Origin of the sequence: Pseudomonas protegens CHA0 (genome assembly GCF_000397205.1) — a bacterium.
GTDB classification, from domain to species: domain Bacteria; phylum Pseudomonadota; class Gammaproteobacteria; order Pseudomonadales; family Pseudomonadaceae; genus Aquipseudomonas; species Aquipseudomonas protegens.
The window spans coordinates 6,282,137-6,309,064 of record NC_021237.1 but is presented as its reverse complement, the minus strand read 5'-3'; the positions used below and the strand labels follow the sequence as shown (position 1 = coordinate 6,309,064).

The following is a 26,928-nucleotide window of genomic DNA, read 5'->3' as shown; positions in this document are numbered from 1 at the left end:
CGCGGCCATGAAACGCAGCAAGAGCGTGCGCCTGGTGTTGCTGGGCAGCGTGCCGTTTGCCCTGGCCGCCTGTGACGGCCAGCCCCAGGCGACCCGGGAAGTGCGCCAGACCCAGAATTTCAGCAGCGTCAGCGAATGCGAACGGGCACAGATTCCGTCCGCCATTTGCCAGGCCGCCCGCGATGACGCCCGCGAGCGTGGGGAGCGTGTGGCCCCGCGTTACCTGGACCTGCAACGTTGCGAGGAGGATTTCGTCACCGCCAACTGCATGGTCTCGCGCGATAACCGAGCCTATGTACCGATTTCCAGCGGTTTTGCCCTGACCTCCCAGCGCACGGTGCCGGACAAGCCCGAAGAAGAACAACAGACCAGCTCCAGTGGTGGTGGTGGTGGTGGTGGTGGTGGTGGTGGTGGTGGTGGTGGCTCCAGCTCGGGCTCGCGCTTCTGGCGCTGGATCGGCCTGGATTCGACCCCTGAACCGCGCTATTTCAGCGAGGCCCTGTACAAGCAGCGCGATGGTCGTGGCGGTACCCAGCTGAGCACCCTCAGCCAGCAGGTGGAGGCCGGCAAGACCTTCTCCGGCGCCAGTGGCGGGCGCTTCGGGATATCCAGCCCGGAACACTTCACCAGCGCCGGCAACCCGCTGGCCGGCGCCCATGAAGTGGTCAGCCGCAGCGGCTTCGGTTCCTCCAGCCGCAGCAGTTGGAGCTTCGGTTCTTGAAGCGCATCCCCAGCACCCCGCGTGCGGACTGGCAAGCCACGGCGGAGCAACTGGGTTTTGCCTTCCACACCTTCGACGGTGAGCCTTACTGGGACGAGTCGGCCTACTACCGCTTCAGCCTGCGGCAGATCGAGGACGACCTGGAAGACCCGACCCAGGAACTGCACGAGCTGTGCATGGCCCTGGTGGCCGAGGTGGTGGACAGCGAGGAACTGCTGGAGCGCCTGGCTATCCCTGCGGCCTTTCATGAGTTGATCCGCCAGTCATGGAAGCAGGGCGATCCCCACCTCTATGGGCGCATGGACCTGTGCTACGACGGCACCGGCCCGGCCAAGCTCCTGGAAACCAACTACGACACGCCGACCTCGCTGTACGAGGCGAGCTTCTTCCAGTACGTCTGGCTCGAACAGCAGATGCAGCGCGGGCAATTGCCGGCCGGCTGCGACCAGTTCAACAGCATCGAGGACAAGCTGCTCCAGGCCTTCGTCCAGGGCGGCTTCAAGTCGCCGATGCACTTTGCCTCGGTCAGGGATTCGCTCGAAGACCGCGGCACGGTCGAATACCTGCGCGACATTGCCCGTCAGGCTGGCCTGGGGACGCGGTTGCTCGACATCGAGGACATCGGTCTGAATGCCGGCGGGCGTTTCGTCGACCTGCTGGGCACCCCCATCGACAGCCTGTTCAAGCTCTACCCCTGGGAGCACCTGTTCAACGAAGCCTTTGGCCCGGCCATTGCCGGCAGCCGCACGCAGTTTGTCGAGCCGCCGTGGAAAGCCATTCTCTCCAACAAGGGCGCGCTGGCCCTGCTCTGGGAACGGCATGCGGGGCACCCGAACCTGCTGCCGGCGTTTATCGACGACGACCCCGCCGCCAGCCTGGGCCCGGGGTGGGTGCGCAAGCCGTTCTTTTCCCGAGAGGGCGCCAATGTGGAAATCTGCACCGAAGGCGGCGAGCATTTGATCGAGGCCGGGCCCTACGGCGGCGGGCCCTGCATCCGCCAGCAGTTCCACCCCTTGCCGGTGTTTGCCGGCAACCACACGGTGATCGGCAGTTGGGTGATCGGGGACCAGCCGGCGGGTATCGGCATTCGTGAGGACAACTCGCCGATCACCAAGGACAGCAGCCGCTTCCTGCCCCACGTGATCAGCGATTGATCAGCGGCTTTCGCCCAGCAACTCGCTGATGCGCTGGTCCTTGTCGGTCCACAGCCGGTTGACCCAGTCCTGCACCTGCTGGCGGAACGCCGGGTCGTTTTCGTAATCGCCCTGCCACAGCGCGGGGTCCAGTTCGCGGGTGCGGATGTCGATGATCACCTTGGGCACGCTGCCGCAGATCAGGTCCCAGAAACCGGGAATGCGCTCCTGGGGATAGACCACGGTGACATCCAGCATGGCGTCCAGCTGTTCGCCCATGGCCGCGAGGACAAAGGCCACGCCGCCAGCCTTGGGCTTGAGCAGATGCTGGAAGGGCGAGCCCTGCTGCTGGCGCTTGGCCGGGGTGAAGCGGGTGCCCTCCAGGTAGTTGACCACGGTCACCGGCTGGCGCTTGAACAGCTCGCAGGCAGCCTTGGTGATTTCCAGGTCCTTGCCTTGCAGTTCCGGGTGCTTGGCCAGGAAGGCCTTGCTGTAGCGCTTCATGAAGGGGTAGTCCAGGGCCCACCAGGCCAGCCCCAGGAACGGCACCCAGATAAGTTCCTTCTTGAGGAAGAACTTGAAGAACGGCGTGCGCCGGTTGAGGGTCTGGATCAGGGCCGGGATGTCGACCCAGGATTGGTGGTTGCTCACCACCAGGTAGGAGGTGTCAACCCGCAGGCCCTCGCCGCCGCGTATGTCCCAGCGGGTGGGGATGCACAGGGCGAAGATCAGCTTGTCGATCTCGGCCCAGGTCTCGGCGATCCACATCACCGCGGCCGAGGCGTAGTCACGCAGGCGCCCAGGCAGGACCAGCTTGAGCAGGGCGAACACCATCAACGGGCCGAACAGCACCAGGGTGTTGAGCAGCAGGAGCAGGGTGACGAAACAGCCGGTGAGCAGGCGGCGCATAAGGCACTCTTTGCAATCTTTTGGGCGCGCCATGATAAGCAGCTTCGGCGGGCAGGCCAAATTCTAGTGTGCTGACGAATGTTTCACCTGGGGGCGGGTACGGTGGGTGGCAATTGGCTGGGGTGTCTATCGGGGCCCTTTCGCCGGCAAGCCGACTCCTACGGGGCTCGGGTAGAACCAATTCGTTGGCAGCGGTCTAAAATCCCGCTGCCCACTTTCTTCAAGGAATCCACCGTCGTGAAATCTGTCCTTGCTCTTGTGTCTCTGTTGGCGCTGCCGGTGATGGCTGCCGAGCCGACCCTGTATGGCCGTTACGAATACATCCGCCTGCCGGAAATCGGCGAAACCCTGCAAGCCAAGATGGACACCGGGGCCCTGACCGCTTCGCTGTCGGCCAAGGATATCCAGACCTTCACCCGCGATAGCGAGGACTGGGTGCGCTTCCGCCTGGCCACCAAGGACGCTGGCAGCAAGGTCTACGAACACAAGGTGGCGCGCATCAGCAAAATCAAGAGCCGTTCCGACGAGGACGATGACCGGGAAGAACCGCAGGCGGCCAAGCGCCCGGTGGTGGAACTGGAAATGTGCCTGGGCAACGTCAAGCGCACGGTGGAGGTCAACCTCACCGACCGCAGCAGCTTCAACTACCCGCTGCTGATTGGCGCCAAGGCCCTGCGCGAATTCGGTGCGGCGGTGAACCCGGCGCGGCGTTATACCGCCGATAAACCCGACTGCTGATTGACGACTTACCAGGCATCCGGCACCGTTCGCCCACTGAATTTGCGTGCTTGGATGCCATGCCCCATATCCTGATTGTCGAAGACGAAGCGGCGATTGCCGACACCCTGATCTTTGCCCTGCAAGGCGAAGGCTTCACTACCACCTGGCTGAGCCTGGGCCGTGCGGCCCTGGAGCATCAACAGGCGAGCCCGGCGGACCTGATCATCCTCGACATCGGCCTGCCGGATATCAGCGGCTTCGAAACCTGCAAGCAACTGCGGCGCTTCAGCGAGGTGCCGGTGATGTTCCTCAGTGCCCGGGACGGCGAGATCGACCGGGTGGTGGGCCTGGAAATCGGTGCCGACGATTATGTGGTCAAGCCCTTCAGCCCGCGGGAAGTGGCGGCGCGGGTCAAGGCGATCCTCAAGCGCATGGTCCCGCGGGTGGCTCCCGAGGCGGTCGCGGCGTTGTTCGTGATTGACCCTGAGCGGGTGCAGATCAGTTACCGTGGCCAGCCCCTGAGCCTGACCCGGCATGAGTTCCGCCTGCTGCAATGCCTGCTGGAACAGCCCGAGCGGGTGTTCAGCCGCGAGCAGTTGCTGGACGCCCTGGGGGTAATGGCGGATGTGGGCTATGAGCGCAACATCGACAGCCATATCAAAAGCCTGCGGGCCAAGCTGCGCCTGGTGGCGGCCCAGGCCGAACCGATCCAGACCCATCGCGGCCTGGGCTACAGCTACAGCCCGAGCCACGCCTGATGACCTTGGGGCTGCGGATCTTCCTGGTCTATTTGCTGTTCATCAGCCTGACCGGCTATTTCGTGCTGAGCACGGTGATGAAGGAGATCCGCCCCGGGGTCCGCCAGTCCACCGAGGAAACCCTGGTGGACACCGCCAACCTGCTGGCGGAGATCCTGCGGGATGACTTCAAGGCCGGCACCCTCAGCGAGAACCGCTGGCCGCAGCTGTTGCGTGCCTATGGCGAGCGGCAACCGGCGGCGACCATCTGGGGCCTGCCGAAGAATCAGGTCAACCACCGCATCTACGTGACCGACGCCAAGGGCATCGTGGTCCTGGATTCCAGCGGCCTGGCGGTGGGCCAGGACTATTCGCGCTGGAACGACGTGTACCTGACCCTGCGCGGCCAGTACGGCGCGCGCTCGTCGCGCTCGCTGGCCGACGATCCCAATTCCTCGGTGATGCACGTGGGTGCGCCGATCCGCGACAACGGCCAGATCATCGGCGTGGTCACTGTGGCCAAGCCCAACAGTTCCCTGCAGCCCTATGTCGACCGCACCGAGCGGCGCCTGCTGTGGTACGGCGCCGGGCTGATCGCCATGGGCCTGCTGTTCGGTGCCTTGCTGTCCTGGTGGCTGAGCGCCGCGCTGCGGCGCATGACCGCCTATGCCCTGGCGGTCAGCGAAGGGCGCCGGGCCGAGTTGCCGCACTATCGCGGCGGTGAAATGGAGCAGTTGGCCACGGCGGTGGAACACATGCGCACCCAGCTCGAAGGCAAGGCCTACGTCGAGCGCTACGTGCATACCCTGACCCACGAACTGAAAAGCCCCCTGGCGGCGATTCGCGGGGCGGCGGAGCTGCTGCAGGGCGAAATGCCCCTGGAACAGCGCCAGCGTTTCGTCGGCAATATCGACAGCGAAAGCGCGCGCATGCAGCAGTTGATCGAGCGCCTGCTGAACCTGGCGCAGGTGGAGCAGCGCCAGGGCCTGGAAGAGCGGGTGAATGTGCCCCTGGCGCCGTTGTGCAAGGAGCTGCTGAACAGCCAGCACGGGCGTATCGAAGGCAAGCAACTGCAGGTGGAACTTCAGGTGCCAGCGGACCTGGCCTGGTCCGGCGAGCCGTTCCTGCTGCGCCAGGCCCTGGGCAACCTGCTGACCAATGCCCTGGACTTCAGCCCCGTGGGCGGCCTGTTGCGTTGCAGCGCGCAACCTGTGGAGGAGGGCGTGGAGCTGGTGCTGTTCAACCAGGGCGAGCCGATTCCGGACTATGCCCTGCCGCGCCTGTGCGAGCGGTTCTATTCCCTGCCGCGCCCGGACAGCGGACGCAAGAGCACCGGCCTGGGGCTGAACTTCGTCGAGGAAGTGGTGCAGTTGCATGGCGGCCAGATGCGTATCGACAACGTTCCGGGCGGGGTGCAGGTGACCTTGCGCCTACCCTGAGCGGGGATTCTCCACAGACTCTCCACATTGCTTCCATAAAACCCCCATAGCCGCGTTCCAGACTCTCCTCCATTCGAACCGGGAGAGCCTCATGAACCGCAACCTGACCTTCAAACTCGGGGCCATTGGCCTGTTGATCCTGCTGTTGCTGATACCGCTGCTGATGATCAGCGGCCTGATCAGCGAGCGCCAGAGCCTGCGCGACGGCGTGCTCGACGATATTGCCCGCAGCTCCAGCACCCAGCAGCAGATCCGCGGCCCGGTGATGGTGGTGGATTACCGCAAGACCGTGCGCACCTGGAAGACCGACGAAAAGACCAAGAAGCGCTATCAGGACATCGGCGAGGAGCAAGGGCGCATGTTCTTCCTGCCGGAACACTTCGAGCTGGACGGCAAGGCCCAGACCGAGCTGCGTGCCCGGGGCATCTACGAGGCTCGGCTGTTCCACGCCGACAATCACATCAGCGGCCATTTCGCCGTTCCCGAGCAATACGGGATCAAGGAAGATTTTGCCGACTACCAGTTCGACCAGCCCTTCCTGGCGGTGGGCATCAGCGATATCCGCGGCATCGAGAACGCCCTGCAATTGCAACTCAACGGCCAGACCCTGGACTTCGCCCCGGGCACCTTTGTCAGTTGGCTGGATGAAGGCGTGCATGTGCTGCTGCCGCCCCTGGACCTGAAAAAGAACACCCGCCTGGATTTCGCCTTCGACCTGCGCCTGCAGGGCACCGGCCAGTTGCAGGTGCTGCCGGTGGGCAAGACCAGCAAAGTCCTGCTGACGGCCAACTGGCCGCACCCGAGCTTTATCGGCAACTACCTGCCGGTGCAGCGTGAAGTGACCGAGCAGGGCTTTTCAGCCATCTGGCAGACCTCGTTCTTCTCCACCAACCTGGAACAGGCCATGGAGCGTTGCGCATTCGGCACGCAATGCCAGGACTTCAACGGCCGCAGCTTCGGCGTGAGTTTCATCGACCCGGTGGACCAGTACCTGAAGAGCGACCGGGCCATCAAGTACGCCTTGCTGTTCATCGGCCTGACCTTCGCCGGCTTCTTTCTCTTCGAGGTGCTCAAGAGCCTGTCGGTGCACCCGATCCAGTACGGGTTGGTGGGCGTGGCCCTGGCGTTCTTCTACCTGTTGCTGCTGTCGCTATCGGAGCACCTGGGCTTTGCGCTGGCCTATGGCGTGTCGGCGGCAGCCTGTGTGGGGCTGATCGGCTTCTATGTCAGCCATGTGCTGCACAGCTGGCGTAACGGCGCGCTGTTCGCGATCGCGCTGGCGGCCTTGTACGGCCTGCTCTATGGCCTGCTCAGCGCCGAGGATTACGCGCTGCTGATGGGCTCGCTGCTGCTGTTCGGGCTGTTGGGCGTGTTCATGGTGCTGACCCGCAAGCTGGACTGGTATGGCATTGGCCAGCGCAAGGCAGCGCAGCCTTTGCAATTCGATCTGGAGGCCGTCCATGAGTAGGTCATTGGGTTTGCGTGAGGATCAGCGCCAGCGGGAGCATCTGGCGCAGCGCATCGGCCAGTTGTTTCCGCTCGATGCCTGGTGGCTGGTACGCCAGCAAGCCATGCCCCGTGCTGCAGGAGCCGGCTTGCCGACGAAGAGGCCCGATCGCCTGACCGATTAGACCGGCGGCCGGGTCGCCAGCATCGACGGGCGCTGGCTGATCTCGAAGTACCAGGCGGCCAGCTGGGGATGGTCCTGGCGCCATTCCAGGTCGGGGTGGCGGAAATCCAGGTAGCCCAGGGCGCAGGCAACGCTGATGGCGGCAATATCGAAGTGGCTGGCCAGTTCGGCAATCGCTTCGGCTTCGAGAACCGCCAGGGCTCGGCGGATCTTGTCGCGCTGGCCGTCGAGCCACTGTTCCCAGTGTTTTTCCGGGGCACGCAGGGCCAGCTCGTAGCGCACCAGTACCGAGGCGTCCATGATCCCGTCGGCCAGGGCCGCGAGCGTCAGGCGCCGCCAGCGGGCCGAGCCGTCCCGGGGGATCAGCGGGTTGCCGACGTGCTGCTGGTCCAGGTAGTCGAGGATTACCCGGCTGTCGTACAGCACCTGGCCGTTGTCCAGGCGCAGGGCGGGGATCTTGCCCAGGGGGTTGTCCTGGTTCAGCGCGGCGTCCGGAGCTACCGGGCTCAACTGGCTGGCTTGCAGGGCGACCCGGTTCAACTGCCCGGTTTCATGCAGCAGCACCATGACTTTGCGTACGTAAGGTGATGCCGGGTTGTGGAACAGCGTCATGCTTGGGGTGGACATGAATATTCCTCGCGGGTGGAAGTCTCGCAGCCCGGGGATCTTAGCGCAGCCTGTGGCATTGGCCACAGGGGCGATTGGCGGTACAGACGAGGAGTGATGAGTGCGCAGGTCCTATCTTCTACACGGGTTGTACAGCCTGGCCCTGACCCTGTTGGGCGCGCTGGCGGTGTATCTGGCCTTGCAATACGAGTTCCGCCGCAAGGGTGAAGGGGAGCCGGAGCTGGTCATGGCGTTCGCCTACATGGCCTGGTACTGGGCCCTGCCGGCACTGGCCCTGCCGGGCCTGGGCTGCGCACTGCTGGCCTGGCGCGGGCCCGACCCGGTGACCCAGCCCTGGCGCTGGAGCCTGGCGGCCAGCTATGTGCCGCTGCTGGGGCTGGCGTTGTTCAGCGTGCTGGTGGCCATCGAGGCGCTGCTGGAAAATCGCCTGTTCATCCCGGTGATGCTGATCGGCCTCGGGCTCTCGATGTACCTGTGGCGTGGTTTCCCGGCGCCAGGTTCAGGCCGCCGGCTTGCGCCGCAACAGGCCGCGCAGGGCGATCAGCGTCGGTAGGCCCAGGCCCAGCCAGCTCAAGCTGTCCCAGGCCCCGTCTCCCAGTAGCGCCGCGAACAACCCGGCGGCGCAGAGCAGGCCAATGCCCAGGGGCGCGGCGAAGACCTTCCAGAAGTTCGATTGCCGGGGTTTCATGGGCGCACCTGCGGTATCGACTTGCCGGCTCGCCGGCGGACTAGCCACAGGTACAGGCCGCTGCCCAGGACAATGATGGTCAGCACGTCCATCGCCGCCCACAGCACCTTCATCGGCATGCCGCCGTAGTCGCCGAAATGCAGCGGCTGGGACATGCCCATGGCGTCCATGTACCAGGGCCGCCCGGCCACGGCGGTGACCTGCAGGCTACTGGCGTCGATCAGCACCGGGGTCAGCAGGTGCGAAGTCAGGTGGCTGCTGCCCTTGAGGAACACCGCGTAGTGATGCTCGCTGGAAAAGCGTGTGCCGGGGAAGGCGATGAAGTCCGGCTGCATGCCCGGGGCGGCTTCCCTGGCGATATCCAGCAGGCGGCTGGCCGGCGCCAGTGAGGTCAGTGGCGGCGCGTCGCGGTAGGGCGCGACCATGGCGCTGAGGCTGTCGTTGCGCCAGGCGGCGATGATCAGGTCGGCACAAGCGCTGATCACGCCGGTAACGCCCACCACTAGGGCCCAGGTCAGGGTTACCACGCCGATCAGGTTGTGCAGGTCGAGCCAGCGCAGGCGGCTGGACTTGTCCTGGCGCACCGTGGCGAACTTCAGGCGGCGCATGAACGGCAGGTAGAGCACCGTGCCGGAGATGATCGCCAGCACGAAGAGGATGCCCATGAAGGCCAGCAGCAGCTTGCCCGGCAGCCCGGCGAACATGTCCACATGCAGGCGCAGCATGACCATCATCAACCCGCCATTGGCCGAGGGCATGGCCACGGCCTCGCCGGTGCGGGCGTCGAGCATGAAGGTGTGGGAGGAGTTGGGCTCGGTGCCGGCGGTCCTGGCCATGATGGTCATCACGCCATTGGGTTCGTCCTCGTCCCAGCCGAAGTACTGCATGACCTCACCCGGGCGATGAGCCTCGGCGGCCTTGACCAGCTGTTGCAGGTCCAGGTGCGGGGTGTCGGCAGGCATCTCCCGCAGTTCGGGGGAATCCCCCAGCAGGTGGTCGATCTCGTGGTGGAAGATCAGCGGCAGGCCGGTGAGCGCCAGCATCAGCAGGAACACCGTGCAGATCAGGCTGGTCCAGGTGTGGATAAAGGACCAGCGGCGGATTGTCTTGCTTTTCATTTCTTAGCCTTCAGACACACCAAGGCCGCCCTTGTCGGACGGCCTGGTTGTTAACTCAGCTGGTTACCATTGATAGGTGGCGCTGGCGACCACGCTACGCTGATCGCCGAAATAGCAGTAGGAACCATCGCAAGTGGAAAGGTAATCCTTGTCGAACAGGTTCGTGGCGTTGAGTTTCAGCGACGCTCCTTTGAGGCTGTTGTCCAGGCGGCCGAGGTCGTAATGCACGGCGGCATCGAACACCGTGTAGGCGTCGGCCTTGCCCAGCCAGGTGTTGGCTTGGTCGCCATAGGTATTGCCGGTGTAGCGGGCGCCCGCACCGATGCCGAAACCATCGAGTACGCCGGAATGCCAGGTGTAGTCAGTCCACAGGGAGGCTTGCTGGTTTGGCATCAGTTGCAAGCGGTTGCCTTTGTAGATGCCTTTTTGCACCTCAGACTTGGCCAGGGTATACGCGGCGATGACCTTGAGGTTTTCGGTTACGTCAGACACCGCCTCCAGTTCCAGGCCTTTGACCTTCACTTCGCCGGTCTGGTTGGTGATCGATTCGCCACCGGCGCCAATGCTGGTCACCAGGACATTTTTCTGTGTCAGGTCGTAGACCGCCGCGCTCAGCAGAGTGTTCGAACCTGGTGGCTGATATTTGACCCCCAGCTCCCATTGTTTGCCTTCCGTGGGTTTATACGATTCGGTCGGTGAAACGCTGGCGTTGCTCGCTGGCTGGAACGATTCGGCGTAGGAGATGTACGGCACAACACCCGAGTCGAACACATAGCTCAGCGCCGCATTGCCGCTGAAGTTCTTGCTGCGATCAGTGTTGGTCACGTCTTTCTTGTTGAGGTAGGTGGTGCCTTGGTGCACCCAGTCCTCACGGCCACCCAGGGTCAGGCGCCAGTTGTCCAGGGCCATCTGGTCCTGGACGTAGAGGCCGGTCTGAATGGTCTTCTGGTCGTAGTCGTAATAGGCGTCGGCGCGCGACGGACGAACAATCGACTGTCCATAGACCGGGTTGAAGATGTTGGTGGTTCCCCCGTTACCGTAGATCGACAGGTAGGAGGTATCGGTACGTTGGTGATCCAGGCCAAGCAGCACGGTGTGGCTGATGTCGCCAGTGGTGAAGTCCGCTTGGAAATTGTTGTCGACCGCGAACTGGCCGATGTCTTCGTCGACGTTGGTCGAGGTACGGCTGATGTTGCCCGCGGCATCAGCCGGGGAGTAGGCGTAAGAACCAACGGTCAACTGTTGGAAGGACAGCTCCGATTTGGTGTAGCGCAGGTTCTGACGGAACTGCCAGACATCGTTGAGGCGGTGCTCGAAGGCGTAGCCTAGCGCGTAGTAGGTCCGATCGTAGAACTCGTAGTCCGGGTCACCCAGGTTCTTGTGATGGGAAACGTCGCCCAGTGGCGACTTGATCTTGGTGCCCTGGATCGGCATGAACTGGCTGGTGGCACCCGTATCGTCACGGGTGAACTGCGTGAGCAGGGTCAGCTTGGTATCGGTATCGATGTTCCAGGTCAGGCTGGGAGCGATGTTGTAACGCTTGTTGTCGATGTGGTCGACCTGGGTGCCGGCGTCGCGAACGACGCCGCTGAGCCCATAAAGAAACTGGCCTTCATCGTCGATCTTGCCGGTGCTGGCGAAGTTGATCTGGCGGTAGTTGTCACTGCCGTACTGAATCTGGACGGCGTGGCTGGTGTCTGCGCTTGGGCGCCGGCTGACCATATCCAGCAGGCCGCCCGGTGGGGTCTGCCCATACACCGAGGACGCCGGGCCGCGCAGCAGGGCAAGGCGGTCGAGGTTCCAGGTTTCCGCTTTCGGATTGGCATACACACCGCGGGGCAGGGGCAGGCCGTCGAGAAATTGTGTGGGTTCAAAGCCACGTACACGCATCCAGTCATAGCGGGTGTCGCTGCCATAGCTGGCAGAAACAATCCCGGGCATGTAGCGCACGGCATCGTCTAGATTCTGAACGTTGCGGTCTTCCATCTGTTGGCGGGTAGCGACGGAAATCGAGCGCGGAGCTTCAACCAGCGAGGTATCGGTCTTGGTGCCGACGGCGGTACGTGTGGCGAGGTAACCGTCGACCGGGCCCCAGGCGCTCTCGCCAGCTTGCTGGCCGGTGATATTGGTTTGCGGCAAGGCCACCACGCCTTCCGGCGTGGCCACCAGGCTGTAGGTGCCGGCGCTGCTGTGCTCCAGTTGCAGGCCGGTGCCACGCAGGGCCTCACGCAGGGCGCCCGGTGCATCGAACTGGCCCTTGACCGGGGCCGAAGTCTTGCCCGCCGCCAGGGACGGATTCAGGCTCAGGGCCAGGCCGGCCTGGCTGGCGATCTGGTTCAGGGTGCTGGCCAGCGGTGCGGCCGGCAGGTTGTAGGCGCGCACGCTGGTGGACTGTTCGGCGGCCATCAGCGCCGGGCTGGCCAGGGGGACGCAGAGGGCGATGGCAACGGCCAAGAGACTGGGGCGCAACAGGGTGTCTAGCGGGCGGGACATACGGCGGCTCCTGAATGGAAATGTTTCGCAATTGCCTAGGTGCCGGACGAGATTGGAAAAGTGATAGGGGCGGATTGAAAATAATTTAGATTTAGACTGATTGAGGCTAATTCGCCGGCAAGCCAGCTCCTACGGGATCGGTGCAGGAGCCAGCTTGCCGGCGAAGGCTGCGACACCGACCTCAGTGCTTGGCGTCGGCCTTGGCCACCACCGTCACCCACCAGGGGGTGTGCCGTTCGATCTTCACCGGCAGGGTCGGCAGCAGGGCATTGAGCGCGAGGTCCGTGTCCTGCAACGGGAAACTGCCGGTGATCCGCAGGTCGGCCAGTTCCGGTGCGACGCCCAGGTGACCACGGCGGTAACGGCCCAGCTCATCGATCAGGTCACCGAGCCGGGCGTTGTCCACCACCAGCACGCCCCGGGTCCAGGCGTCGGCCCCCAGGTTCAGGGCCTGCAGCGGGCCGAGGCCATCGCGGCGCATCAGCACTTGCTGGCCTTCCTTGAACACGTGCTCGTCCTGACCGGCTTGCGGCCGCGCCGCCACCGCCGATTGCAGCACCCCGAGGCGGGTGCCCTGGTCCTCGCGCTTGACCAGGAACCGCGTGCCCAGGGCGCGCATACGGCCGTCGCGGGTTTCGACGATGAACGGCCGGCTGTCGTTGTGCCCGGTCTCGATCAGGATCTCGCCTTCCTGAAGCACGATCCGCCGCTGCTTCTCGTCGAAGCGCACATCCAGCGCACTGTGGGTATTGAGGTTGATCACCGTGCCGTCGGCCAGGCGCAGGGTGCGCTGCTCGCCGGTGGCGGTGCGCTGGTCTGCCAGCCAGTAGTCCATCGGCAGGTAGCGTTCCCCGGCAAACAGCGCCAGGCCGCCGAACAGCACGACGCTGGCGACCCCGCGACCCAGCTTGCGTACCCGCCGGCGCAAGCCTTCGCGCGATTGCAGCAAGGCGTTGCGGGCCGGGCCGGTGGCCACGCCAAAGCGCTGGTCGAGCATGCCCAGCTGGCGCCAGGCGCGGGCGTGTTCTTCATGGGCAGCGTGCCACTTGGCAAACTCTTCGCGCTCCACGGCACTGGCGCCGCCATCCAGCGACAGCTGCCAGGCGATGGCGGCATCCAGCACCTGGGCCGACACCGGCTTGGAACTCATGGGGGTCATAGCGGCTCCCCGTACAGGGCGATGTAGCACTGGCGGATGCCCTGGGCCAGGTATTGGCGCACCCTTGGCACCGAGACCCCCAGGCGTTCGGCGATCTCGGCGTGGCTCAGGCCGTCGAGGCGGTTATAGAGGAAGGCCATGCGCGCCTTGCTGGAGAGCTTGCCCAGCAGGCGGTCGATGGCCTTGAGGTCTTCGAGGATCATCTGCTGTTCTTCGGGCGACGGTTGTTCGCCTTCGGGGATCAGCATCAGTTCGCTGAGGTAAGCCTGTTCCAGCGCGGCGCGGCGGAAGTAGTCGAACAGCAGGCCCTTGGCGATGGCCACCAGAAACGCCCGCGGCTCCCGGGGCGCCTTGAGTTCGTCGCGGCCCAGCAGGCGCACGAAGGTGTCCTGGCTCAGGTCCTCGGCCCGCTGGCTGCAGGCAACGTTGCGCCGTAGCCAGGCCAACAGCCAACCACGATGGTCGCGATACAACGCACCAACCAGCTCATTGTGAGGGCTTTGGACTGACGACAACGGAACTCACCAATCGAGAAGTTTAAACTAACGAGAATTATTCGCGATTGTGGCAGAGGCGAAACAGTGGCGCAATTGACGCTGGTCGGCTGCCTTGTGGCTGAAAGAGGGCGGGTGCCCAAGGCAAGGAACCAGTTGTGTCGAGGGAACTGGCTCCCGTTGGCGTGCGCAGCACGCCCAAGGCGTTGTATCTGTTAGATCCAGGACTCAGGTTCTACGGCCGCGGCGCGACCGAGCGGGAGCAAGCTCCCTCGCCACAGTGCGGCTGCTCAGAACGAAGGGGCCTGCTGCCGGCGTTTCCACTGGCCCAGGCGCTGTTGCAGGTTCAGCGGGCTGTGGATCTGCTGCTGGCGGGCGCGGTTGAACAGGATCAGCGCCAGCTCCGCGGTGGCCAGGGCATCGGCCGCCGCGTTATGGCGCTCCACCACTTGCAGGTTGAACCAGCGCACCCAGTCGTCCAGCCCGGCTTCGCGGATCTGGGCCTGGGGGCACAGCAGCGGCGCCATGTCCGCCACATCGAGGAAGCTGTGTTGCAGGCGGTAGCCCAGGCTGTCCTTCAGCGCCCGGCCGAGCATGTGCTGGTCGAACGGGGCATGAAAGGCCAGCAGCGGGCTGTCGCCGACGAACTCCATGAAATCCAGCAGGGCCTCCACCGGATCACAGCCGGCGGCGATGGCGCTGGGCCCCAGGCCGTGGATCAGTACGCTGGGGCTGAGCTTGTGGCCCTCGCGTTGCAGGGTGCGCTCGAACTGCTGGCTGAAGTCGATGGCACCGTCTTCGATCACCACCGCGCCAATGGACAGCACCTGGTCGCGGTTGAGGTTGAGGCCGGTGGTTTCCACGTCCACCACCACCCAGCGTTGCTCTCGCAGGCTGCATTCGCCCAGCTCGGTGAACGCGGGCAGGCGGTCGCGGCGTTGTTGCTGTTGGGCCGTCAGGACGCTGACGGCAGGACGGAACCAGGCAAACAGGCTCATAACTGATACCGCAGGGCCAGACTGCTTTGCAGGCGCTGGGCCTGGCGCAGGGATTCACGCAGGATGCGTCGGTCCAGGTGATTGAGGCTGTCGGGGTCGACCCGATTGGAGTAGGGCTGGTTCTCCCGGGTTTGGCGTTGATGCTGCTGCATGCGGGTCTGCTGGATGAAGTGATAGGCCTCTTCATAGGCGGCGCCGTCCAGGGGTTCGATCACTTGTTTGGACACCAGCTGGCGCAGGCGCTCCAGGGTATTGATCGCGCCGATGCCGTTGGCCAGGGCCAGCAGCCGGGCACCGTCGACAAAGGGGGTGAGGCCCTGGACCTTGAGGTCCAGGGTGGCCTTTTCGCCATTTTTCCTGGCCAGCACGAACTCGCGAAAACGCCCCACGGGCGGGCGCTGGCGCAGGGCGTTTTCCGCCATCATGCGTTGGAACAGACGGTTGTCCGCCACCTGGTCGAGGATGCCCCGACGCAGTTGTTCGGCGCTCTGTTCATCGCCCCAGACCACCCGCAGGTCGAAATAGATGCTCGAACCCAGCAGGTTTTCCGGGGTGGCCTCACGGATGAAGGCCGCGAAGCGTCGGGCCCATTCAGCACGGGACAGGCACAGCTCGGGGTTGCCGGCCATGATGTTGCCCTTGCACAGGGTGAAACCGCACATGGCCAGGCTCTGGTTGATCTGCTGGGCGATGGGTAGCAGCTTGCCGCGGATTTCTGCCGCGTGGGCCGCGTCCCGGGCCTCGAACAGGATGCCGTTGTCCTGGTCGGTGTGCAGGGTCTGTTCGCGTCGGCCTTCACTGCCAAAGCACAGCCAGCTGAAAGGCACGCCGGGGTCGCCCTTGTCGGCCAGGGTCAGCTCGATGACCCGGCACACGGTGTGATCGTTGAGCAGGGTGATGATATGGGTGATCTGGGTCGAGGAGGCGCCGTGGGCCAGCATGCGCTCCACCAACTGGCCGATCTCGCCCCGCAGCGCCACCAGGTGTTCGACCCGGGGCGCGTTGCGGATGGTCCGCGCCAGGTGCACCAGGTCGACCCGCTGCAGGGAAAACAAATCGCGCTCGGAAACCACCCCGCACAGGCGCTGTTCTTTCACCAGGCAGACATGTGCGATATGCCGCTCGGTCATGGCGATGGCGGCGTCGAAGGCGCTGTGGTCCGGGCTGAGGAAGAACGGCGCCTGGGTCATGTGCTGTTCGATGGGCTGGTTGAGGTCCTGGGTGCCGTCGGCCACCACCTGGCGCAAGTCGCGCAGGGTGAAGATCCCCAGCGGGGCCTTGCGTTCGTCCACCACGACGATGCTGCCTACCTGCTGCTCATGCATCAGCGCCACGGCTTCGCGCAGCGGCGTCTGCGGTGAACAGGCCACCGGATGACGCATGGCCAGCTCGCCCAGGCGGGTGTTCAGCGAATACTGGGTGCCGAGGGTTTCCACGGCTTTCTGTTTGACTTGCTGGTTGACCTGGTCCAGCAGGCTGCTGACTCCACGCAGGGCGAAGTCGCGAAACTCCGCGGACAGGGCGAACAGCTTGATGAAAGCGCCCTTGTTCAGTTGCAGGCAGAACGTATCTTCGGCGGCGCGATGCTCGGTGCGGGTCGCGCGCTCACCCAGCAGCGCGGCCAGGGGGAAACACTCGCCGGAAGTGATTTCGAAGGTGGTCTCGGTGCTGCCCTTGGCGGCGTGTGTGCGTTCGCCCACCACGCGGCCCTGCTTGACGATATAGAAGTGCTCAACCGGGCCGTCGGCCGGCTTGATGATGCTGTCGCCGGGGCCGTAGAAGCGCAGTTGGCATTGTTCTACCAGGTAGGCCAGATGCAGCTGCTCCATCTGGTTGAACGGCGGGAACCGTTGCAGGAACTGCACGGTCCCCTGGATGTTCTGCAACACCGCGGTCTTCCCGGCCTGGGTGAAGGCGTCCGCTTTACTCATAACGATTACCGCAGTCTTTTTGGATTTGTTGTGGTCGGATCACGGCATGGTCGGCTGCAACGTCTGGGGTGCCCATTGGACGTAAGTCTAGGTAGCGCCCTAGGGGCCGGACATTTGGCTTTGAAGCGTCGGCAATCAATGCGAAAAAGCTCTGATCAAGACTCTTGGCAATTTTTCCGACGAAGTGCACATTGGAGGCCTGCTTAGCGATGTCTGACCACTGTGCTAGGGGATTGATCTGTTCATGTAGAGAAATGTATGCCCGACCACGATATTTTGAGTGACGCCGAGCGCGAGGCCCTGAGTGCGGTCATGCTGGAACCGGATCTGCCGCCCCAGCGGGTGCTGATCGCCGATGACGACAAGGATGCACGGGAGCTGCTTGCGGAGATTCTTGGCCTGGATGGCATCCGTTGCATCACGGCGGCCAGTGGCAAGGCCGCACTTGAGTTGCTTGAATCGAATAAATCCATCGGCCTGTTGATCACCGATCTGCGCATGGCGCCCTGCAATGGCCTGGACCTGATCCGCCAGGTGCGTGAATCGGAGCGGGCGGCGCTGCCGATCATCATCATTTCCGGCGACGCCGATGTCCGCGATGCCATCGCCGCCATGCACCTGAGCGTGGTGGACTTCCTGCTCAAGCCGATCGACACCACCAAGCTGCTGGCCCTGGTCAAGCACGAGCTGGGCGTGGTGCTCTAGCCGATCCCTTGCCACACAGGCGAAAAAAAGCCCCGGCCTTGCGACCGGGGCTTTTTTAATTACTGCTGGTTACGCGGGCTTACAGACCGTTCTTGGCCTTGAACTCGCGACGCCGGCGGTGCAGGACCGGCTCGGTGTAGCCGTTTGGCTGCTTGGTGCCTTCGATCACCAGTTCCAGGGCGGCCTGGAAGGCGATGTTGCTGTCGAAGTCCGGTGCCAGGGGGCGGTACAGCGGGTCGCTGGCGTTCTGCCGGTCAACCACCGGAGCCATGCGCTTGAGGCTTTCGAGCACCTGCTCCTGGGTGACCACGCCGTGGCGCAGCCAGTTGGCGATGTGCTGGCTGGAGATACGCAGGGTGGCGCGGTCTTCCATCAGGCCGACGTCATTGATGTCCGGCACTTTCGAACAGCCCACGCCCTGGTCGATCCAGCGCACCACGTAACCGAGAATGCCCTGGGCGTTGTTGTCCAGTTCGTTCTTGATCTGCTCTGGCGTCCAGCTCGGGTTGACCGCCAGCGGGATGGTCAGGATGTCATCCACCGAGGCGCGGGCACGCTTGGCCAGTTCGGCCTGGCGGGCGAATACGTCGACCTTGTGATAGTGCAGCGCGTGCAGCGCAGCGGCGGTCGGGGATGGAACCCAGGCAGTGTTGGCGCCGGCCAGTGGGTGAGCGATTTTCTGTTCGAGCATCGCTGCCATCAGGTCCGGCATCGCCCACATGCCCTTGCCGATTTGCGCGCGGCCTTGCAGGCCGGTGCTCAGGCCGATATCGACGTTCCAGTTCTCGTAGGCGCCGATCCATTTCTCGGCCTTCATGTCGGCCTTGCGCACCATGGCGCCGGCTTCCATGGAGGTGTGGATTTCGTCGCCGGTACGGTCGAGGAAGCCGGTGTTGATGAACACCACGCGCTCGCTGGCCGCCTTGATGCAGGCCTTGAGGTTGACCGTGGTGCGGCGCTCCTCGTCCATGATCCCGACTTTCAGGGTGTTGCGCGGCAGGTTCAGCACCTCTTCGATGCGGCCGAACAGCTCGTTGGTGAACGCCGCTTCTTCAGGGCCGTGCATCTTCGGCTTAACGATGTACATCGAGCCGGTGCGGCTGTTCTTGCGCGACGTGTTGCCGTTGAGGTTGTGGATCGACGCCAGGCTGGTGACCAGGCCGTCGAGGATGCCTTCCGGCACTTCGTTGCCATCCTTGTCGAGGATCGCATCGATGGTCATCAGGTGGCCGACGTTGCGCACGAACAGCAGCGAACGACCGTGCAGTTTCACCGGCTCGCCATTGACCCCGGTGTATTCGCGATCGGCGTTCATGGTGCGGGTGAAGGACTTGCCACCCTTGGAAACTTCTTCCGCCAGGTCGCCTTTCATCAGGCCGAGCCAGTTGCGGTAGATCACCACCTTGTCGTCGGCATCCACTGCGGCGACCGAGTCTTCGCAGTCCATGATGGTAGTCAGGGCCGCTTCCATCAGCAGGTCCTTGACCCCGGCGGCGTCGGTCTGGCCGACCGGGCTTGTGGCGTCGATCTGGATCTCGAAGTGCAGGCCGTTGTGTTTGAGCAGGATCGCGGTAGGGGCCGCAGCGTCGCCCTGGTAGCCGATCAGTTGCGCGTCGTTGCGCAGGCCGCTGTTGCTGCCACCCTTGAGGCCGACCACCAGCTTGCCGCCGACGATCTTGTAGCTCACCGAGTCCACGTGGGAGCCGGCAGTCAGCGGCGCGGATTCATCGAGGAAGGCGCGGGCGAAGGCGATGACCTTGTCGCCGCGGACCTTGTTGTAGCCTTTGCCTTTTTCCGCACCATCGGCTTCGCTGATGGCATCGGTGCCGTACAGGGCGTCGTACAGCGAGCCCCAGCGAGCGTTGGAAGCGTTGAGGGCGAAGCGCGCATTCATCACCGGCACCACCAGCTGCGGGCCGGCCATGTGGGCGATTTCTTCATCGACGTTTTGCGTCGTGGCCTGGAAATCCGCCGCTTCTGGCAGCAGGTAACCGATGTCTTGCAAGAAGGCTTTATAAGCCACAGCGTCATGCGCCTGGCCGGCACGGGACTGGTGCCAGGCATCGATACGTGCCTGGAAGTCATCGCGTTTGGCGAGTAGGGCTTTGTTCTTCGGCGCCAGGTCGTGAATGACCTTGTCTGCACCGGCCCAGAACGAGTCGGCGGTGAGGCCGGTACCGGGAATGGCTTCGTTGTTCACGAAGTCGAACAGGACTCTGGCGACCTGCAGGCCACCGACTTGAACGTGCTCAGTCATTGCTTGCCTCACTCTGCTCAGCTATTTCGCTTTTCAGCTCTTCAAATTAACAATGAAGCCGGCGGCCATTTAAAGCACAACCCTGTTCTCCAGTACATGCCATCGCTGGCGGCTGGGTCCTTCCAATCAACGGCGGAGCCTTGCTGACGGGCTGTTGCGGGGGTTGCGATCAGGCCTTGGCGAACATCGTTCCAACGTTATGTAGTGCGCGCTGCGGCATACTACATGATGAACTGCGGTTGTGAAAATTAGACTAAAAGCGTCGTTCCGCGACTTTAAAGTGCAGTGCGGTCACGCAGGGGAATGCGATGTTCTCAAAAAACCGGTGGATTGTTCCATATAAATACAAAAAGTTGTACACGATTTGTGTTTTGCCTTGCGCACCCTCGTAGGAGCCGGCTTGCCGGCGAATGGGCCTTCGGGGTTTGCGTCGGCCTTGCGGGCGCATTCGCCGGCAAGCCAGCTCCTGCACAAGCTGCTGCTATGGGCTGGAAGGCGCGGGGAATGAGGCTGCCTATACTGGATCTTTCATTGCTCAAAGAGGGCTGCGCCATGGACCATCTCGTTCTCACGGTATTCGCCCCGGACAAGGCCGGCCAGGTCGAGCGCATTGCCCAGTGCATCGCCGAGCATGGCGGCAACTGGCTGGAAAGCCGCCTGTCACGCATGGCCGGGCAGTTCGCCGGGATCCTGCGGGTGGCAGTGCCGGCCGAAGCCTACGATGAACTGGTGGATGCCCTGCAAGGCTTGTCGGCCCAGGGCATTCGCGTGTTGATCGCCGAAAGCGGTGTGGAGCAATCCTGCACCTGGAAACCCATCGCCATGGAACTGGTGGGCAACGACCGCCCGGGAATCGTGCGCGACATCACCCGGCTGCTGGCCGAGCAGGGGGTGAACCTGGAGCGCTTGGTGACCGAGGTGCGCCCAGCGCCCATGAGCAGCGAGCCGCTGTTCCACGCCGAGGCGATCCTTGCGGTGCCCCTGACCCTGTCCCTGGAAGTGCTGCAGGCGCGCCTGGAAACCCTGGCGGACGACTTGATGGTGGAATTGGTCCTGCGCAGCGAGCCCTGAGCCTTGTGAGGGTTATCCCAGTAAACCGTGCATGTGCCTGTGGATAACCTGTAGAGACCAGGCCCTGGCCCAGAGCCAGCGCGGCGTTGCGCCAGTTGATCAAAAAACCAGCAGTTTCAAGGGCTTGTGCACAAAGGACGGGGATCAGGTTGTGGATAACCTTGGGAAGAACCGCTGCAAGCCACGAAGAACGTGGCCTGCAGGGCTTTGTGCGTTTATTGATCAGCGACGCCCGCGTAGGCTGAGCCAGGCATCCACGCTGTATACCGCCAGGCCGGCCCAGATAAACATGAAGGCCAGCAGGGTGCTGGAGGACAGGTGCTCGTCGAACAGCAGCACGGCCTGCAGCAGCACCAGGGTGGGAGCCAGGTACTGGAGGAAACCCAGGGTGGTATAGGGCAGGTCCCGTGCGGCAGCGTTGAAGCACACCAGAGGTACCAGGGTCACCGGGCCGGCGGCCACCAGCCACCAGGCCTGGGAACTGCTCCAGAACTCGGCATGGGCACTGCTGGCATCGGGGTGCAGCAGCAGCCAACCCAGAGCGATGGGCACCAGCATCCAGGTTTCCACCACCAGGCCGGGCAGGGCCTTGACCGGCGCCTGCTTGCGGATCAGCCCGTAGAAGCCGAAGCTCAGCGCCAGCATCAGCGAGACCCAGGGCAGGCTGCCTACCTGCCACACTTGCTGGGCCACGCCCACCGCCGCCAGGATCACCGCCAGCCACTGCATGCGCCGCAGGCGTTCGCCAAGAATCAGCATGCCCAGCAGCACGTTGACCAGTGGGTTGATGTAGTAGCCCAGGCTGGCTTCGAGCATGCGCCCGTTGTTTACCGACCAGACGTAGGTCAGCCAGTTGGCGGCGATCAGGGTGCCGCTCAGGGCCAGGATCGCCAGGCGCCTGGGGTTGTCCCGCAGTTCGCGCCACCAGCCGGGGTGCTTCCACACCATCAGCAGCAGGGCGCCGAACAGCGCCGACCAGAGCACCCGGTGGATGATGATCTCGACCGCGGGAACGCTGGCGATAGCTTTGAAATAGAGCGGGAACAGACCCCAGATGATGTAGGCGGTCAGACCCAGGATGTACCCGCGGCGCGGGTTGGCGGCTTGCATGCAGAATCCTTGCTTAGGCAGCTAACAAAGCCGCAATTGTAAGGACAATTGTCTAGACCTGTCCTGACTTTTACCCCGCTGCCCACTGTGGACGCCGGCTTGCCGACGAGGGCAATCTCTCGGGCCCTTTCGCTGGCAAGCCAGCTCCTACGGCTGGCGCCCTTGTGTGGGTACCGGCTTGTCGGCGAAGGCGATTTCTCGGGTCCCCTTCGCTGGCAAGCCGGCTCCTGCAGGCCGGGTCAGAACAGCTTGAGGGGTTCTTCGTTGAGGGCCGCCAGCTGTTCGCGCAAGGCCAGCACCTGATCGCCCCAATAACGTTCGCTGCCGAACCAGGGGAAACTGTGGGGGAACGCCGGGTCGTCCCAGCGTCGTGCCAGCCAGGCGCTGTAGTGCATCAGGCGCAAGGCTCGCAGTGGTTCGATCAGGGCCAGCTCCCGCGGGTCGAAATCATGGAACTCGCTGTAGCCATCCATCAACTCGGACAACTGGCCCAGGCATTCCTGGCGGTCGCCGGCGAGCATCATCCACAGGTCCTGCACCGCCGGGCCCATGCGGCAGTCATCCAGGTCGACGATATGGAACATCTCGTCGCGGCACATCATGTTGCCGGGGTGGCAGTCGCCGTGCATCCGGATGTTCTGGTGTGGCGTGGCCTGGTAGACCTCTTCCACCCGCTTGAGCAGGTCCCGGGCCACCGACTCGTAGGCTGGCAGCAGGCTCTTGGGGATGAAGTTGCCCTGCAGCAGGGTTGCCAGGGAATCGTGACCGAAGTTCTTCACCCCCAGGGCTTCGCGGTGTTCGAACGGGCGGGTGGCACCCACCGCGTGCAGGCGGCCCAACAACTGGCCGAGACGGTAGAGCTGGTCCAGGTTGCCTGGCTCCGGGGCGCGCCCGCCGCGGCGGGGAAACAGGGCGAAACGAAAGCCCGCGTGTTCGAACAGGCTGGCGCCGTCGTGAATGATCGGCGCCACCACCGGCACGTCGCATTCGGCGAGTTCGAAGGTGAAGCGGTGTTCTTCCAGGATCGCTTCGTTGGTCCAGCGCTGGGGCCGGTAGAACTTGGCGATCAGTGGCTCGCTTTCGTCGATGCCGACTTGATAGACGCGATTTTCGTAGCTGTTGAGCGCCAGCACGCGGGCGTCGCTGAGAAAGCCGATGCTTTCAACGGCGTCCAGGACCAGATCGGGGGTCAGTGTTTCAAACGGGTGCGACATGCTTACTCCTGCGCGCAGCAGGCTGCCGCGTCCGGCCAAGCATGGTAACGCAGACGGGGAGCCAGCGGGGGAGGGTTTGCCGGTGGTTCGGCCGTGCGTCGGGTTCGCAACCCAGCCGGTTCCTGCGGGTGCAGAAGCCGGCCGGGCGCGAGGCGGGGTCAGGCGCCGATGACGCCGCCGTCTTCCCGGGTGATGGCCATGACCGAGGAGCGTGGCTTGCCGTTGGGCAGGTGTTCGGGGAAGGTCGAACCGCCGTTTTCCCCAGGGTGCTGGATACCCACGAACAGGGTCTTCTGGTCCGGGGCGAAGGCGATGCCGGTGACTTCGCAACCCACCGGCCCGACCATGAAACGGCGGATCTCACCGCTGTCCGGGTCGGCGCAGAGCATCTGGTTGTTGCCCATGCCGGCGAAGTCGCCGCTGTTGCTGTAGTCGCCGTCGGTGAGGATCCACAGGCGCCCGGCCTTGTCGAAACCCAGCCCGTCGGGGCTGTTGAACATGTTCTGCGGGGTGATGTTGGACGACCCACCCTTGGGTTGGCCGGCGTGCACCCCCGGGTTGCCGGCCACTACGAACAGGTCCCAGGAAAAACTCATGGCACCATGATCGTCGTCGCCGGTGCGCCAGCGCAGGATCTGCCCGTAGACGTTCTTCTCCCGCGGGTTGGGGCCGCCTACCGGCTGGCCGTCCTCGCCACGCTTGGAGTTGTTGGTCAGGGTGCAATAGACCTGGCCGTCCTTGGGGCTGACCACTATCCATTCCGGGCGGTCCATGCGCGTGGCCTGGACCACGCTGGCGGCCAGGCGAGCCTGGATCAGCACCTGGGCCTGGTCGGCGAAGCCGCTGCTGGCGTCGATGCCGTTCTTGCCGTGGGTCAGCTCGATCCACTGGCCCAGGCCCTTGGGGTGGTCCGGGTTGCCGTCGCCGGCATCGAAGCGCGCCACGTACAGGGTGCCGTGGTCCAGCAGGTCGCGGTTGGCCTTGGGGTTGCGGTGGTTGATCTTGTCGCGGCTGATGAACTTGTAGATGAATTCGCCACGCTCGTCGTCGCCCATGTAGACCACGGCGCGGCCGTCGCGGGTTTCGGCCAGGGCGGCGTTTTCGTGCTTGAAACGACCCAGGGCGGTGCGCTTGACCGGGGTCGATTGCGGGTCGAACGGATCGATTTCCACCACCCAGCCGTGACGGTTGAGTTCGTTGGGGTTCTTCGCCAGGTCGAACCGCGGATCGTGCAGGTGCCAGTTGATCTCCTTGCTGGCCACCACGGCGCCGTAACGCTTCTGCGCGGCGTCGAATTTCTGCTCGGCGTTGCTGCTGCCGAAGCAGTCGGTGAAGTTCTCTTCGCAGGTCAGGTAGGTGCCCCATGGGGTCTTGCCGTTGGCGCAGTTCTGGAAGGTGCCGAGGACTTTCCTGCCCTTGGGGTCGGCGCTGGTCTTGAGCAGATCGTGACCGGCTGCGGGGCCACTCAGGCGGATCGGCGTGTTGCCGTGGATCCGTCGGTTGTAGCGTGAGCCCTGGACGAACTGCCACTGGCCATTCTTGCGCTGCACTTCAATCACCGACACGCCTTCGCTGGCCTGGGCCTTGCGCACGTCTTCGGCGGATTGCGGCAAGCCGCCATGGGGGTAGAGGTAGCGGTAGTTGGTGTATTCGTTATTGATGGCCATCAGCGCGCGGTGGCGGTCGTCCGGGAAGGCGAACAGGCTCATGCCGTCGTTGTTGTCGCCAAACTGCACTTCCTGGGCCCGGGCGGTGCCATTGCCGCTGGGGTCGAAGGCCGGGCCGTTCTTGGCCAGTGGCTGGCCCCAACTGATCAGTACCGAGGACTTGTAGCCAGGTGGCAACGTGATGCTGTCGCTGGTGGCGGCAGGGATGCCGGCAAAGCCCAGCAACTGGCTGGTGCCGGCGCTGACGCTGGCGGCCAGGGCGCTGCGGCTCAACAGGTTGCCGCCCAGGAACAGCGCTGCACCGCACAGGGCGCCGGCACCGATGAAACCGCGGCGGCTGAGGCCGACCATCTGTTCCAGGTCGGTGGGTTGGTCTTCTTCTAGTAACAGGCTCATATCAGGCTCCCTGCAGGTTTTTGCAGCCACCTTAATGAGCCCCCATGACGAATATGTTGCAGTGAAATGGCGGTGGAGCCTTGGTCAGAGCGGGGTTCCGATCAGCACGTGGGACGGTGAGAACTGCACCTGGACGGTCGAGGATTCCTTCAACTCCAGGGTCTTGAGCAGCAACGGCTCGGCCAGGGCGCACAAGGTCTGACCATTGGGCAGGGCAATTCGCACCTCGCAGGGGCCGTCCTCGGCGTCGAGAATCTGCTCGATCGTGCCCCTCAGGCAATTGTGTCCAGTTGTTACTTGGGCGCCCGCAGCTTGTACGTCCAGCCAGCCAGCCTTGATCAGTGCCACCACTTCGGTCCCCGGCAGCAGTTCCAGGCGCAGGGTGCTGTCGTGGGTGATCTGCGCCTGGAGTTGCAGGCCCTCGGGCAGTTCCAGGACGATCAGGTCGTTGCAGCCCTGGCTTTCGACAGCCCGGACCTTGCCATGCAACTGATTGCGCGCGCTGGTGCGCAGCATCAGGCGGCTGAGCAAGTCGAGGTCGCTGGTGTCTTCCGCCGCTTCCAGTACCTGGGCCTGCAGAGCTTGCAGGCGCTGGTAAAGACGCAGCACCCGCTCGCCCTCGGCGGACAGCTTGGCGCCGCCGCCGCCCTTGCCGCCGACGCTGCGCTCCACCAGCGGGCTCTGGGCCAGGTTGTTCAGTTCGTCGATGGCATCCCAGGCTGCCTTGTAGCTCAGGCCGGCGCTTTTTGCCGCGCGGGTGATGGAGCCTTGTTCGGCGATGTGTTGCAGCAAGGCAATGCGTTGCGGGCGGCGGACGATGTGCTGGGTCAACAGAGTGGGCAAGGACATGGCGGGGGGCGCTTTGAACACTGGGGGTGGACTGGGAGTTTGCGGCTTGGGCGACGAGAGTCAAGTCAGTCGCCGGTGCCGGGGCTTGGGGTCCTGGCCAGGCAGTAGATATCCACCCGACGGGCACCGGCGTTGATCAGCAAACGGGCCAGGGCCTGGGCGGTGGCGCCGGTGGTCAGGACATCGTCCACCAGGGCCAGGTGTCGTCCTGCAACCTGGGCCTGATCTGCTAGGGCGAAGGCCTGGCGCAGGTTGCGCTGGCGGGCCCGGGCATCCAGGCCCTGCTGGGCGGGGGTGTCTTGGGTGCGCAGGAGGAGCTTGGGTTGCACCACCAATTGCAACGAAGCGCCCAGCCACTGGGCCAGCATGCCTGCCTGATTGAAGCCGCGCTGGCGCAGCCGCCTGCGGGACAGTGGCACCGGCAGCAGGCAATCAGGCCGTGGCAGGCCTTCATCGAAGCGATAGTGGAGGAACTGGCCGAGAAGTTCGGCCATCAGCCGGCCAAAAGGCCATTTCTCATGGTGCTTGAAACGACTGATCAGGCTGTCCACCGGGAAATCGTAGCGCCAGGGTGCGATCACCCGCTGAAACGCCGGCGGCTCTTGCAGGCACTGGCCACAGGTGAGGCCGGGCCCAGGCAGGGGCAGGGCGCAGACTGAACACTGGGCGCCGAGCCAGGGCAGCTCGTCCAGGCAGGGAGCACACAGGGCCAGGGCCGAATCGCTGGGTTCGTCACACAATAAACATGCCTGATTGTTTTTTAACCAGATGTAAACCGGTCCTTTGTATCTGGGTTGACAGTGCATGACTCTTCCTTAAATATGCCGAACATCCGTGTCGCGGCTGTGGGCTTTCCTGTCCC

At 64.0% G+C, this 26,928-nt stretch carries 25 protein-coding genes; 10 read left to right on the top strand and 15 right to left on the bottom strand.

All coding sequences use genetic code 11. The annotated features are described in order from the left end of the window. Nucleotides 1-7 precede the first annotated feature (7 nt). The gene (locus PFLCHA0_RS28260) at nt 8-721 is read left to right on the top strand and encodes a DUF1190 domain-containing protein (RefSeq protein WP_015637288.1); all 714 of its coding nucleotides are present in this window, start codon (nt 8-10) and stop codon (nt 719-721) included. After that, on the top strand, nt 718-1,875 hold the full coding sequence (locus tag PFLCHA0_RS28255) for a glutathionylspermidine synthase family protein (RefSeq protein WP_015637287.1): 1,158 nt from the start codon (nt 718-720) through the stop codon (nt 1,873-1,875). Before PFLCHA0_RS28260 ends, PFLCHA0_RS28255 begins: the two co-directional genes overlap by 4 nt. Here the strand turns inward: PFLCHA0_RS28255 and PFLCHA0_RS28250 are convergent, their stop codons facing one another. Beyond that, entirely contained in the window at nt 1,876-2,763 is an 888-nt protein-coding gene (locus PFLCHA0_RS28250) for an acyltransferase (RefSeq protein ID WP_011063890.1), read from the bottom strand. A 237-nt stretch (nt 2,764-3,000) separates the two neighbouring features. Between PFLCHA0_RS28250 and rloA2 the strand changes: the two genes are divergently transcribed. The 5 genes from rloA2 to PFLCHA0_RS31785 all read left to right on the top strand — a co-directional run bounded on the left by rloA2 (nt 3,001) and on the right by PFLCHA0_RS31785 (nt 7,290). Beyond that, a complete protein-coding gene (gene rloA2 / locus PFLCHA0_RS28245) occupies nt 3,001-3,501 on the top strand; it encodes a retropepsin-like aspartic peptidase RloA2 (protein WP_041752647.1) in 501 nt (166 codons plus the stop codon). 59 nt (nt 3,502-3,560) lie between these two features. Then, nucleotides 3,561-4,241, top strand: coding sequence for a two-component system response regulator CreB (gene creB / locus PFLCHA0_RS28240; RefSeq protein WP_011063888.1), 681 nt, complete (start codon nt 3,561-3,563; stop codon nt 4,239-4,241). Beyond that, complete coding sequence (gene creC / locus PFLCHA0_RS28235) at nt 4,241-5,659, top strand: two-component system sensor histidine kinase CreC (protein ID WP_015637284.1); 1,419 nt, start codon at nt 4,241-4,243, stop codon at nt 5,657-5,659. The genes creB and creC overlap by 1 nt, the downstream gene beginning before the upstream one ends. Before the next feature lie 91 nt (nt 5,660-5,750). Next, nucleotides 5,751-7,127 (top strand): cell envelope integrity protein CreD, encoded by a 1,377-nt coding sequence (gene creD / locus PFLCHA0_RS28230; protein WP_011063886.1) that lies wholly within the window; start codon nt 5,751-5,753, stop codon nt 7,125-7,127. Continuing rightward, nucleotides 7,120-7,290, top strand: coding sequence for a hypothetical protein (locus PFLCHA0_RS31785; RefSeq protein WP_155246651.1), 171 nt, complete (start codon nt 7,120-7,122; stop codon nt 7,288-7,290). Before creD ends, PFLCHA0_RS31785 begins: the two co-directional genes overlap by 8 nt. Here the strand turns inward: PFLCHA0_RS31785 and PFLCHA0_RS28225 are convergent. Continuing rightward, complete coding sequence (locus PFLCHA0_RS28225) at nt 7,287-7,916, bottom strand: glutathione S-transferase (protein ID WP_011063885.1); 630 nt, start codon at nt 7,914-7,916, stop codon at nt 7,287-7,289. The genes PFLCHA0_RS31785 and PFLCHA0_RS28225 overlap by 4 nt on opposite strands. Nucleotides 7,917-8,016: 100 nt before the next feature. Here PFLCHA0_RS28225 and PFLCHA0_RS28220 point away from each other — a divergent pair, with 100 nt between their 5' ends. Further along, nucleotides 8,017-8,469, top strand: coding sequence for a hypothetical protein (locus PFLCHA0_RS28220; protein ID WP_011063884.1), 453 nt, complete (start codon nt 8,017-8,019; stop codon nt 8,467-8,469). On the opposite strand, the gene PFLCHA0_RS28215 is transcribed toward PFLCHA0_RS28220, so the two are convergent. From PFLCHA0_RS28215 to PFLCHA0_RS28185, 7 genes are all read right to left on the bottom strand, one after another. Next, nucleotides 8,416-8,604, bottom strand: coding sequence for a hypothetical protein (locus PFLCHA0_RS28215; RefSeq protein WP_011063883.1), 189 nt, complete (start codon nt 8,602-8,604; stop codon nt 8,416-8,418). The two genes, PFLCHA0_RS28220 and PFLCHA0_RS28215, sit on opposite strands and share 54 nt — an antisense overlap. Beyond that, nucleotides 8,601-9,722, bottom strand: coding sequence for a PepSY-associated TM helix domain-containing protein (locus PFLCHA0_RS28210; RefSeq protein WP_015637283.1), 1,122 nt, complete (start codon nt 9,720-9,722; stop codon nt 8,601-8,603). Before PFLCHA0_RS28210 ends, PFLCHA0_RS28215 begins: the two co-directional genes overlap by 4 nt. A 63-nt stretch (nt 9,723-9,785) precedes the next feature. Next, complete coding sequence (locus PFLCHA0_RS28205; RefSeq protein WP_015637282.1) at nt 9,786-12,215, bottom strand: TonB-dependent siderophore receptor; 2,430 nt, start codon at nt 12,213-12,215, stop codon at nt 9,786-9,788. Between the two features lie 181 nt (nt 12,216-12,396). After that, a complete protein-coding gene (locus PFLCHA0_RS28200; RefSeq protein WP_015637281.1) occupies nt 12,397-13,374 on the bottom strand; it encodes a FecR domain-containing protein in 978 nt (325 codons plus the stop codon). After that, the gene (locus PFLCHA0_RS28195; RefSeq protein WP_011063879.1) at nt 13,371-13,889 is read right to left on the bottom strand and encodes an RNA polymerase sigma factor; all 519 of its coding nucleotides are present in this window, start codon (nt 13,887-13,889) and stop codon (nt 13,371-13,373) included. The genes PFLCHA0_RS28200 and PFLCHA0_RS28195 overlap by 4 nt, the downstream gene beginning before the upstream one ends. A 269-nt stretch (nt 13,890-14,158) precedes the next feature. Then, nucleotides 14,159-14,866 carry a 3'-5' exonuclease gene (locus PFLCHA0_RS28190; protein ID WP_015637280.1) on the bottom strand — a complete coding sequence of 236 codons (708 nt, stop codon included), beginning with the start codon at nt 14,864-14,866 and terminating at the stop codon, nt 14,159-14,161. Next, nucleotides 14,863-16,797, bottom strand: coding sequence for a putative nucleotidyltransferase substrate binding domain-containing protein (locus tag PFLCHA0_RS28185; RefSeq protein ID WP_015637279.1), 1,935 nt, complete (start codon nt 16,795-16,797; stop codon nt 14,863-14,865). The genes PFLCHA0_RS28190 and PFLCHA0_RS28185 overlap by 4 nt, the downstream gene beginning before the upstream one ends. Nucleotides 16,798-17,055: 258 nt before the next feature. On the opposite strand from PFLCHA0_RS28185, the gene PFLCHA0_RS28180 reads away from it, so the two are divergent. Continuing rightward, nucleotides 17,056-17,502 carry a response regulator gene (locus PFLCHA0_RS28180; RefSeq protein ID WP_015637278.1) on the top strand — a complete coding sequence of 149 codons (447 nt, stop codon included), beginning with the start codon at nt 17,056-17,058 and terminating at the stop codon, nt 17,500-17,502. Nucleotides 17,503-17,581: 79 nt separating this feature from the next. On the opposite strand, the gene PFLCHA0_RS28175 is transcribed toward PFLCHA0_RS28180, so the two are convergent. Continuing rightward, on the bottom strand, nt 17,582-19,759 hold the full coding sequence (locus PFLCHA0_RS28175) for a malate synthase G (RefSeq protein ID WP_011063875.1): 2,178 nt from the start codon (nt 19,757-19,759) through the stop codon (nt 17,582-17,584). Nucleotides 19,760-20,311: 552 nt separating this feature from the next. Between PFLCHA0_RS28175 and PFLCHA0_RS28170 the strand changes: the two genes are divergently transcribed. Then, complete coding sequence (locus PFLCHA0_RS28170; RefSeq protein WP_011063874.1) at nt 20,312-20,830, top strand: glycine cleavage system transcriptional repressor; 519 nt, start codon at nt 20,312-20,314, stop codon at nt 20,828-20,830. A gap of 222 nt (nt 20,831-21,052) precedes the next feature. On the opposite strand, the gene rarD is transcribed toward PFLCHA0_RS28170, so the two are convergent. The 5 genes from rarD to PFLCHA0_RS28145 form a co-directional block, all read right to left on the bottom strand. Next, complete coding sequence (gene rarD / locus PFLCHA0_RS28165) at nt 21,053-21,940, bottom strand: EamA family transporter RarD (protein WP_011063873.1); 888 nt, start codon at nt 21,938-21,940, stop codon at nt 21,053-21,055. Nucleotides 21,941-22,179: 239 nt separating this feature from the next. Beyond that, nucleotides 22,180-23,154 carry a serine/threonine protein kinase gene (locus tag PFLCHA0_RS28160; protein WP_011063872.1) on the bottom strand — a complete coding sequence of 325 codons (975 nt, stop codon included), beginning with the start codon at nt 23,152-23,154 and terminating at the stop codon, nt 22,180-22,182. A gap of 158 nt (nt 23,155-23,312) precedes the next feature. After that, entirely contained in the window at nt 23,313-25,217 is a 1,905-nt protein-coding gene (locus PFLCHA0_RS28155) for a PhoX family protein (RefSeq protein WP_015637276.1), read from the bottom strand. An 84-nt stretch (nt 25,218-25,301) separates the two neighbouring features. Further along, nucleotides 25,302-26,066 carry a TOBE domain-containing protein gene (locus PFLCHA0_RS28150; RefSeq protein WP_011063870.1) on the bottom strand — a complete coding sequence of 255 codons (765 nt, stop codon included), beginning with the start codon at nt 26,064-26,066 and terminating at the stop codon, nt 25,302-25,304. Nucleotides 26,067-26,131: 65 nt separating this feature from the next. Next, nucleotides 26,132-26,872 carry a ComF family protein gene (locus tag PFLCHA0_RS28145; protein ID WP_015637275.1) on the bottom strand — a complete coding sequence of 247 codons (741 nt, stop codon included), beginning with the start codon at nt 26,870-26,872 and terminating at the stop codon, nt 26,132-26,134. Nucleotides 26,873-26,928 lie beyond the last annotated feature (56 nt).

Bases quoted from the DNA above. Each gene is read 5' to 3' on its own strand.
- PFLCHA0_RS28260 (WP_015637288.1), top strand. From the start codon at position 8: ATGAAACGCAGCAAGAGCGTGCGCCTGGTGTTGCTGGGCAGCGTGCCG.
- PFLCHA0_RS28250 (WP_011063890.1), bottom strand. From the start codon at position 2,763: ATGCGCCGCCTGCTCACCGGCTGTTTCGTCACCCTGCTCCTGCTGCTC.
- creB (WP_011063888.1), top strand. From the start codon at position 3,561: ATGCCCCATATCCTGATTGTCGAAGACGAAGCGGCGATTGCCGACACC.
- creC (WP_015637284.1), top strand. From the start codon at position 4,241: ATGACCTTGGGGCTGCGGATCTTCCTGGTCTATTTGCTGTTCATCAGC.
- creD (WP_011063886.1), top strand. From the start codon at position 5,751: ATGAACCGCAACCTGACCTTCAAACTCGGGGCCATTGGCCTGTTGATC.
- PFLCHA0_RS31785 (WP_155246651.1), top strand. From the start codon at position 7,120: ATGAGTAGGTCATTGGGTTTGCGTGAGGATCAGCGCCAGCGGGAGCAT.
- PFLCHA0_RS28225 (WP_011063885.1), bottom strand. From the start codon at position 7,916: ATGTCCACCCCAAGCATGACGCTGTTCCACAACCCGGCATCACCTTAC.
- PFLCHA0_RS28215 (WP_011063883.1), bottom strand. From the start codon at position 8,604: ATGAAACCCCGGCAATCGAACTTCTGGAAGGTCTTCGCCGCGCCCCTG.
- PFLCHA0_RS28210 (WP_015637283.1), bottom strand. From the start codon at position 9,722: ATGAAAAGCAAGACAATCCGCCGCTGGTCCTTTATCCACACCTGGACC.
- PFLCHA0_RS28205 (WP_015637282.1), bottom strand. From the start codon at position 12,215: ATGTCCCGCCCGCTAGACACCCTGTTGCGCCCCAGTCTCTTGGCCGTT.
- PFLCHA0_RS28200 (WP_015637281.1), bottom strand. From the start codon at position 13,374: ATGACCCCCATGAGTTCCAAGCCGGTGTCGGCCCAGGTGCTGGATGCC.
- PFLCHA0_RS28190 (WP_015637280.1), bottom strand. From the start codon at position 14,866: ATGAGCCTGTTTGCCTGGTTCCGTCCTGCCGTCAGCGTCCTGACGGCC.
- PFLCHA0_RS28185 (WP_015637279.1), bottom strand. From the start codon at position 16,797: ATGAGTAAAGCGGACGCCTTCACCCAGGCCGGGAAGACCGCGGTGTTG.
- PFLCHA0_RS28180 (WP_015637278.1), top strand. From the start codon at position 17,056: ATGCCCGACCACGATATTTTGAGTGACGCCGAGCGCGAGGCCCTGAGT.
- PFLCHA0_RS28175 (WP_011063875.1), bottom strand. From the start codon at position 19,759: ATGACTGAGCACGTTCAAGTCGGTGGCCTGCAGGTCGCCAGAGTCCTG.
- PFLCHA0_RS28170 (WP_011063874.1), top strand. From the start codon at position 20,312: ATGGACCATCTCGTTCTCACGGTATTCGCCCCGGACAAGGCCGGCCAG.
- rarD (WP_011063873.1), bottom strand. From the start codon at position 21,940: ATGCAAGCCGCCAACCCGCGCCGCGGGTACATCCTGGGTCTGACCGCC.
- PFLCHA0_RS28160 (WP_011063872.1), bottom strand. From the start codon at position 23,154: ATGTCGCACCCGTTTGAAACACTGACCCCCGATCTGGTCCTGGACGCC.
- PFLCHA0_RS28155 (WP_015637276.1), bottom strand. From the start codon at position 25,217: ATGAGCCTGTTACTAGAAGAAGACCAACCCACCGACCTGGAACAGATG.
- PFLCHA0_RS28150 (WP_011063870.1), bottom strand. From the start codon at position 26,066: ATGTCCTTGCCCACTCTGTTGACCCAGCACATCGTCCGCCGCCCGCAA.
- PFLCHA0_RS28145 (WP_015637275.1), bottom strand. From the start codon at position 26,872: ATGCACTGTCAACCCAGATACAAAGGACCGGTTTACATCTGGTTAAAA.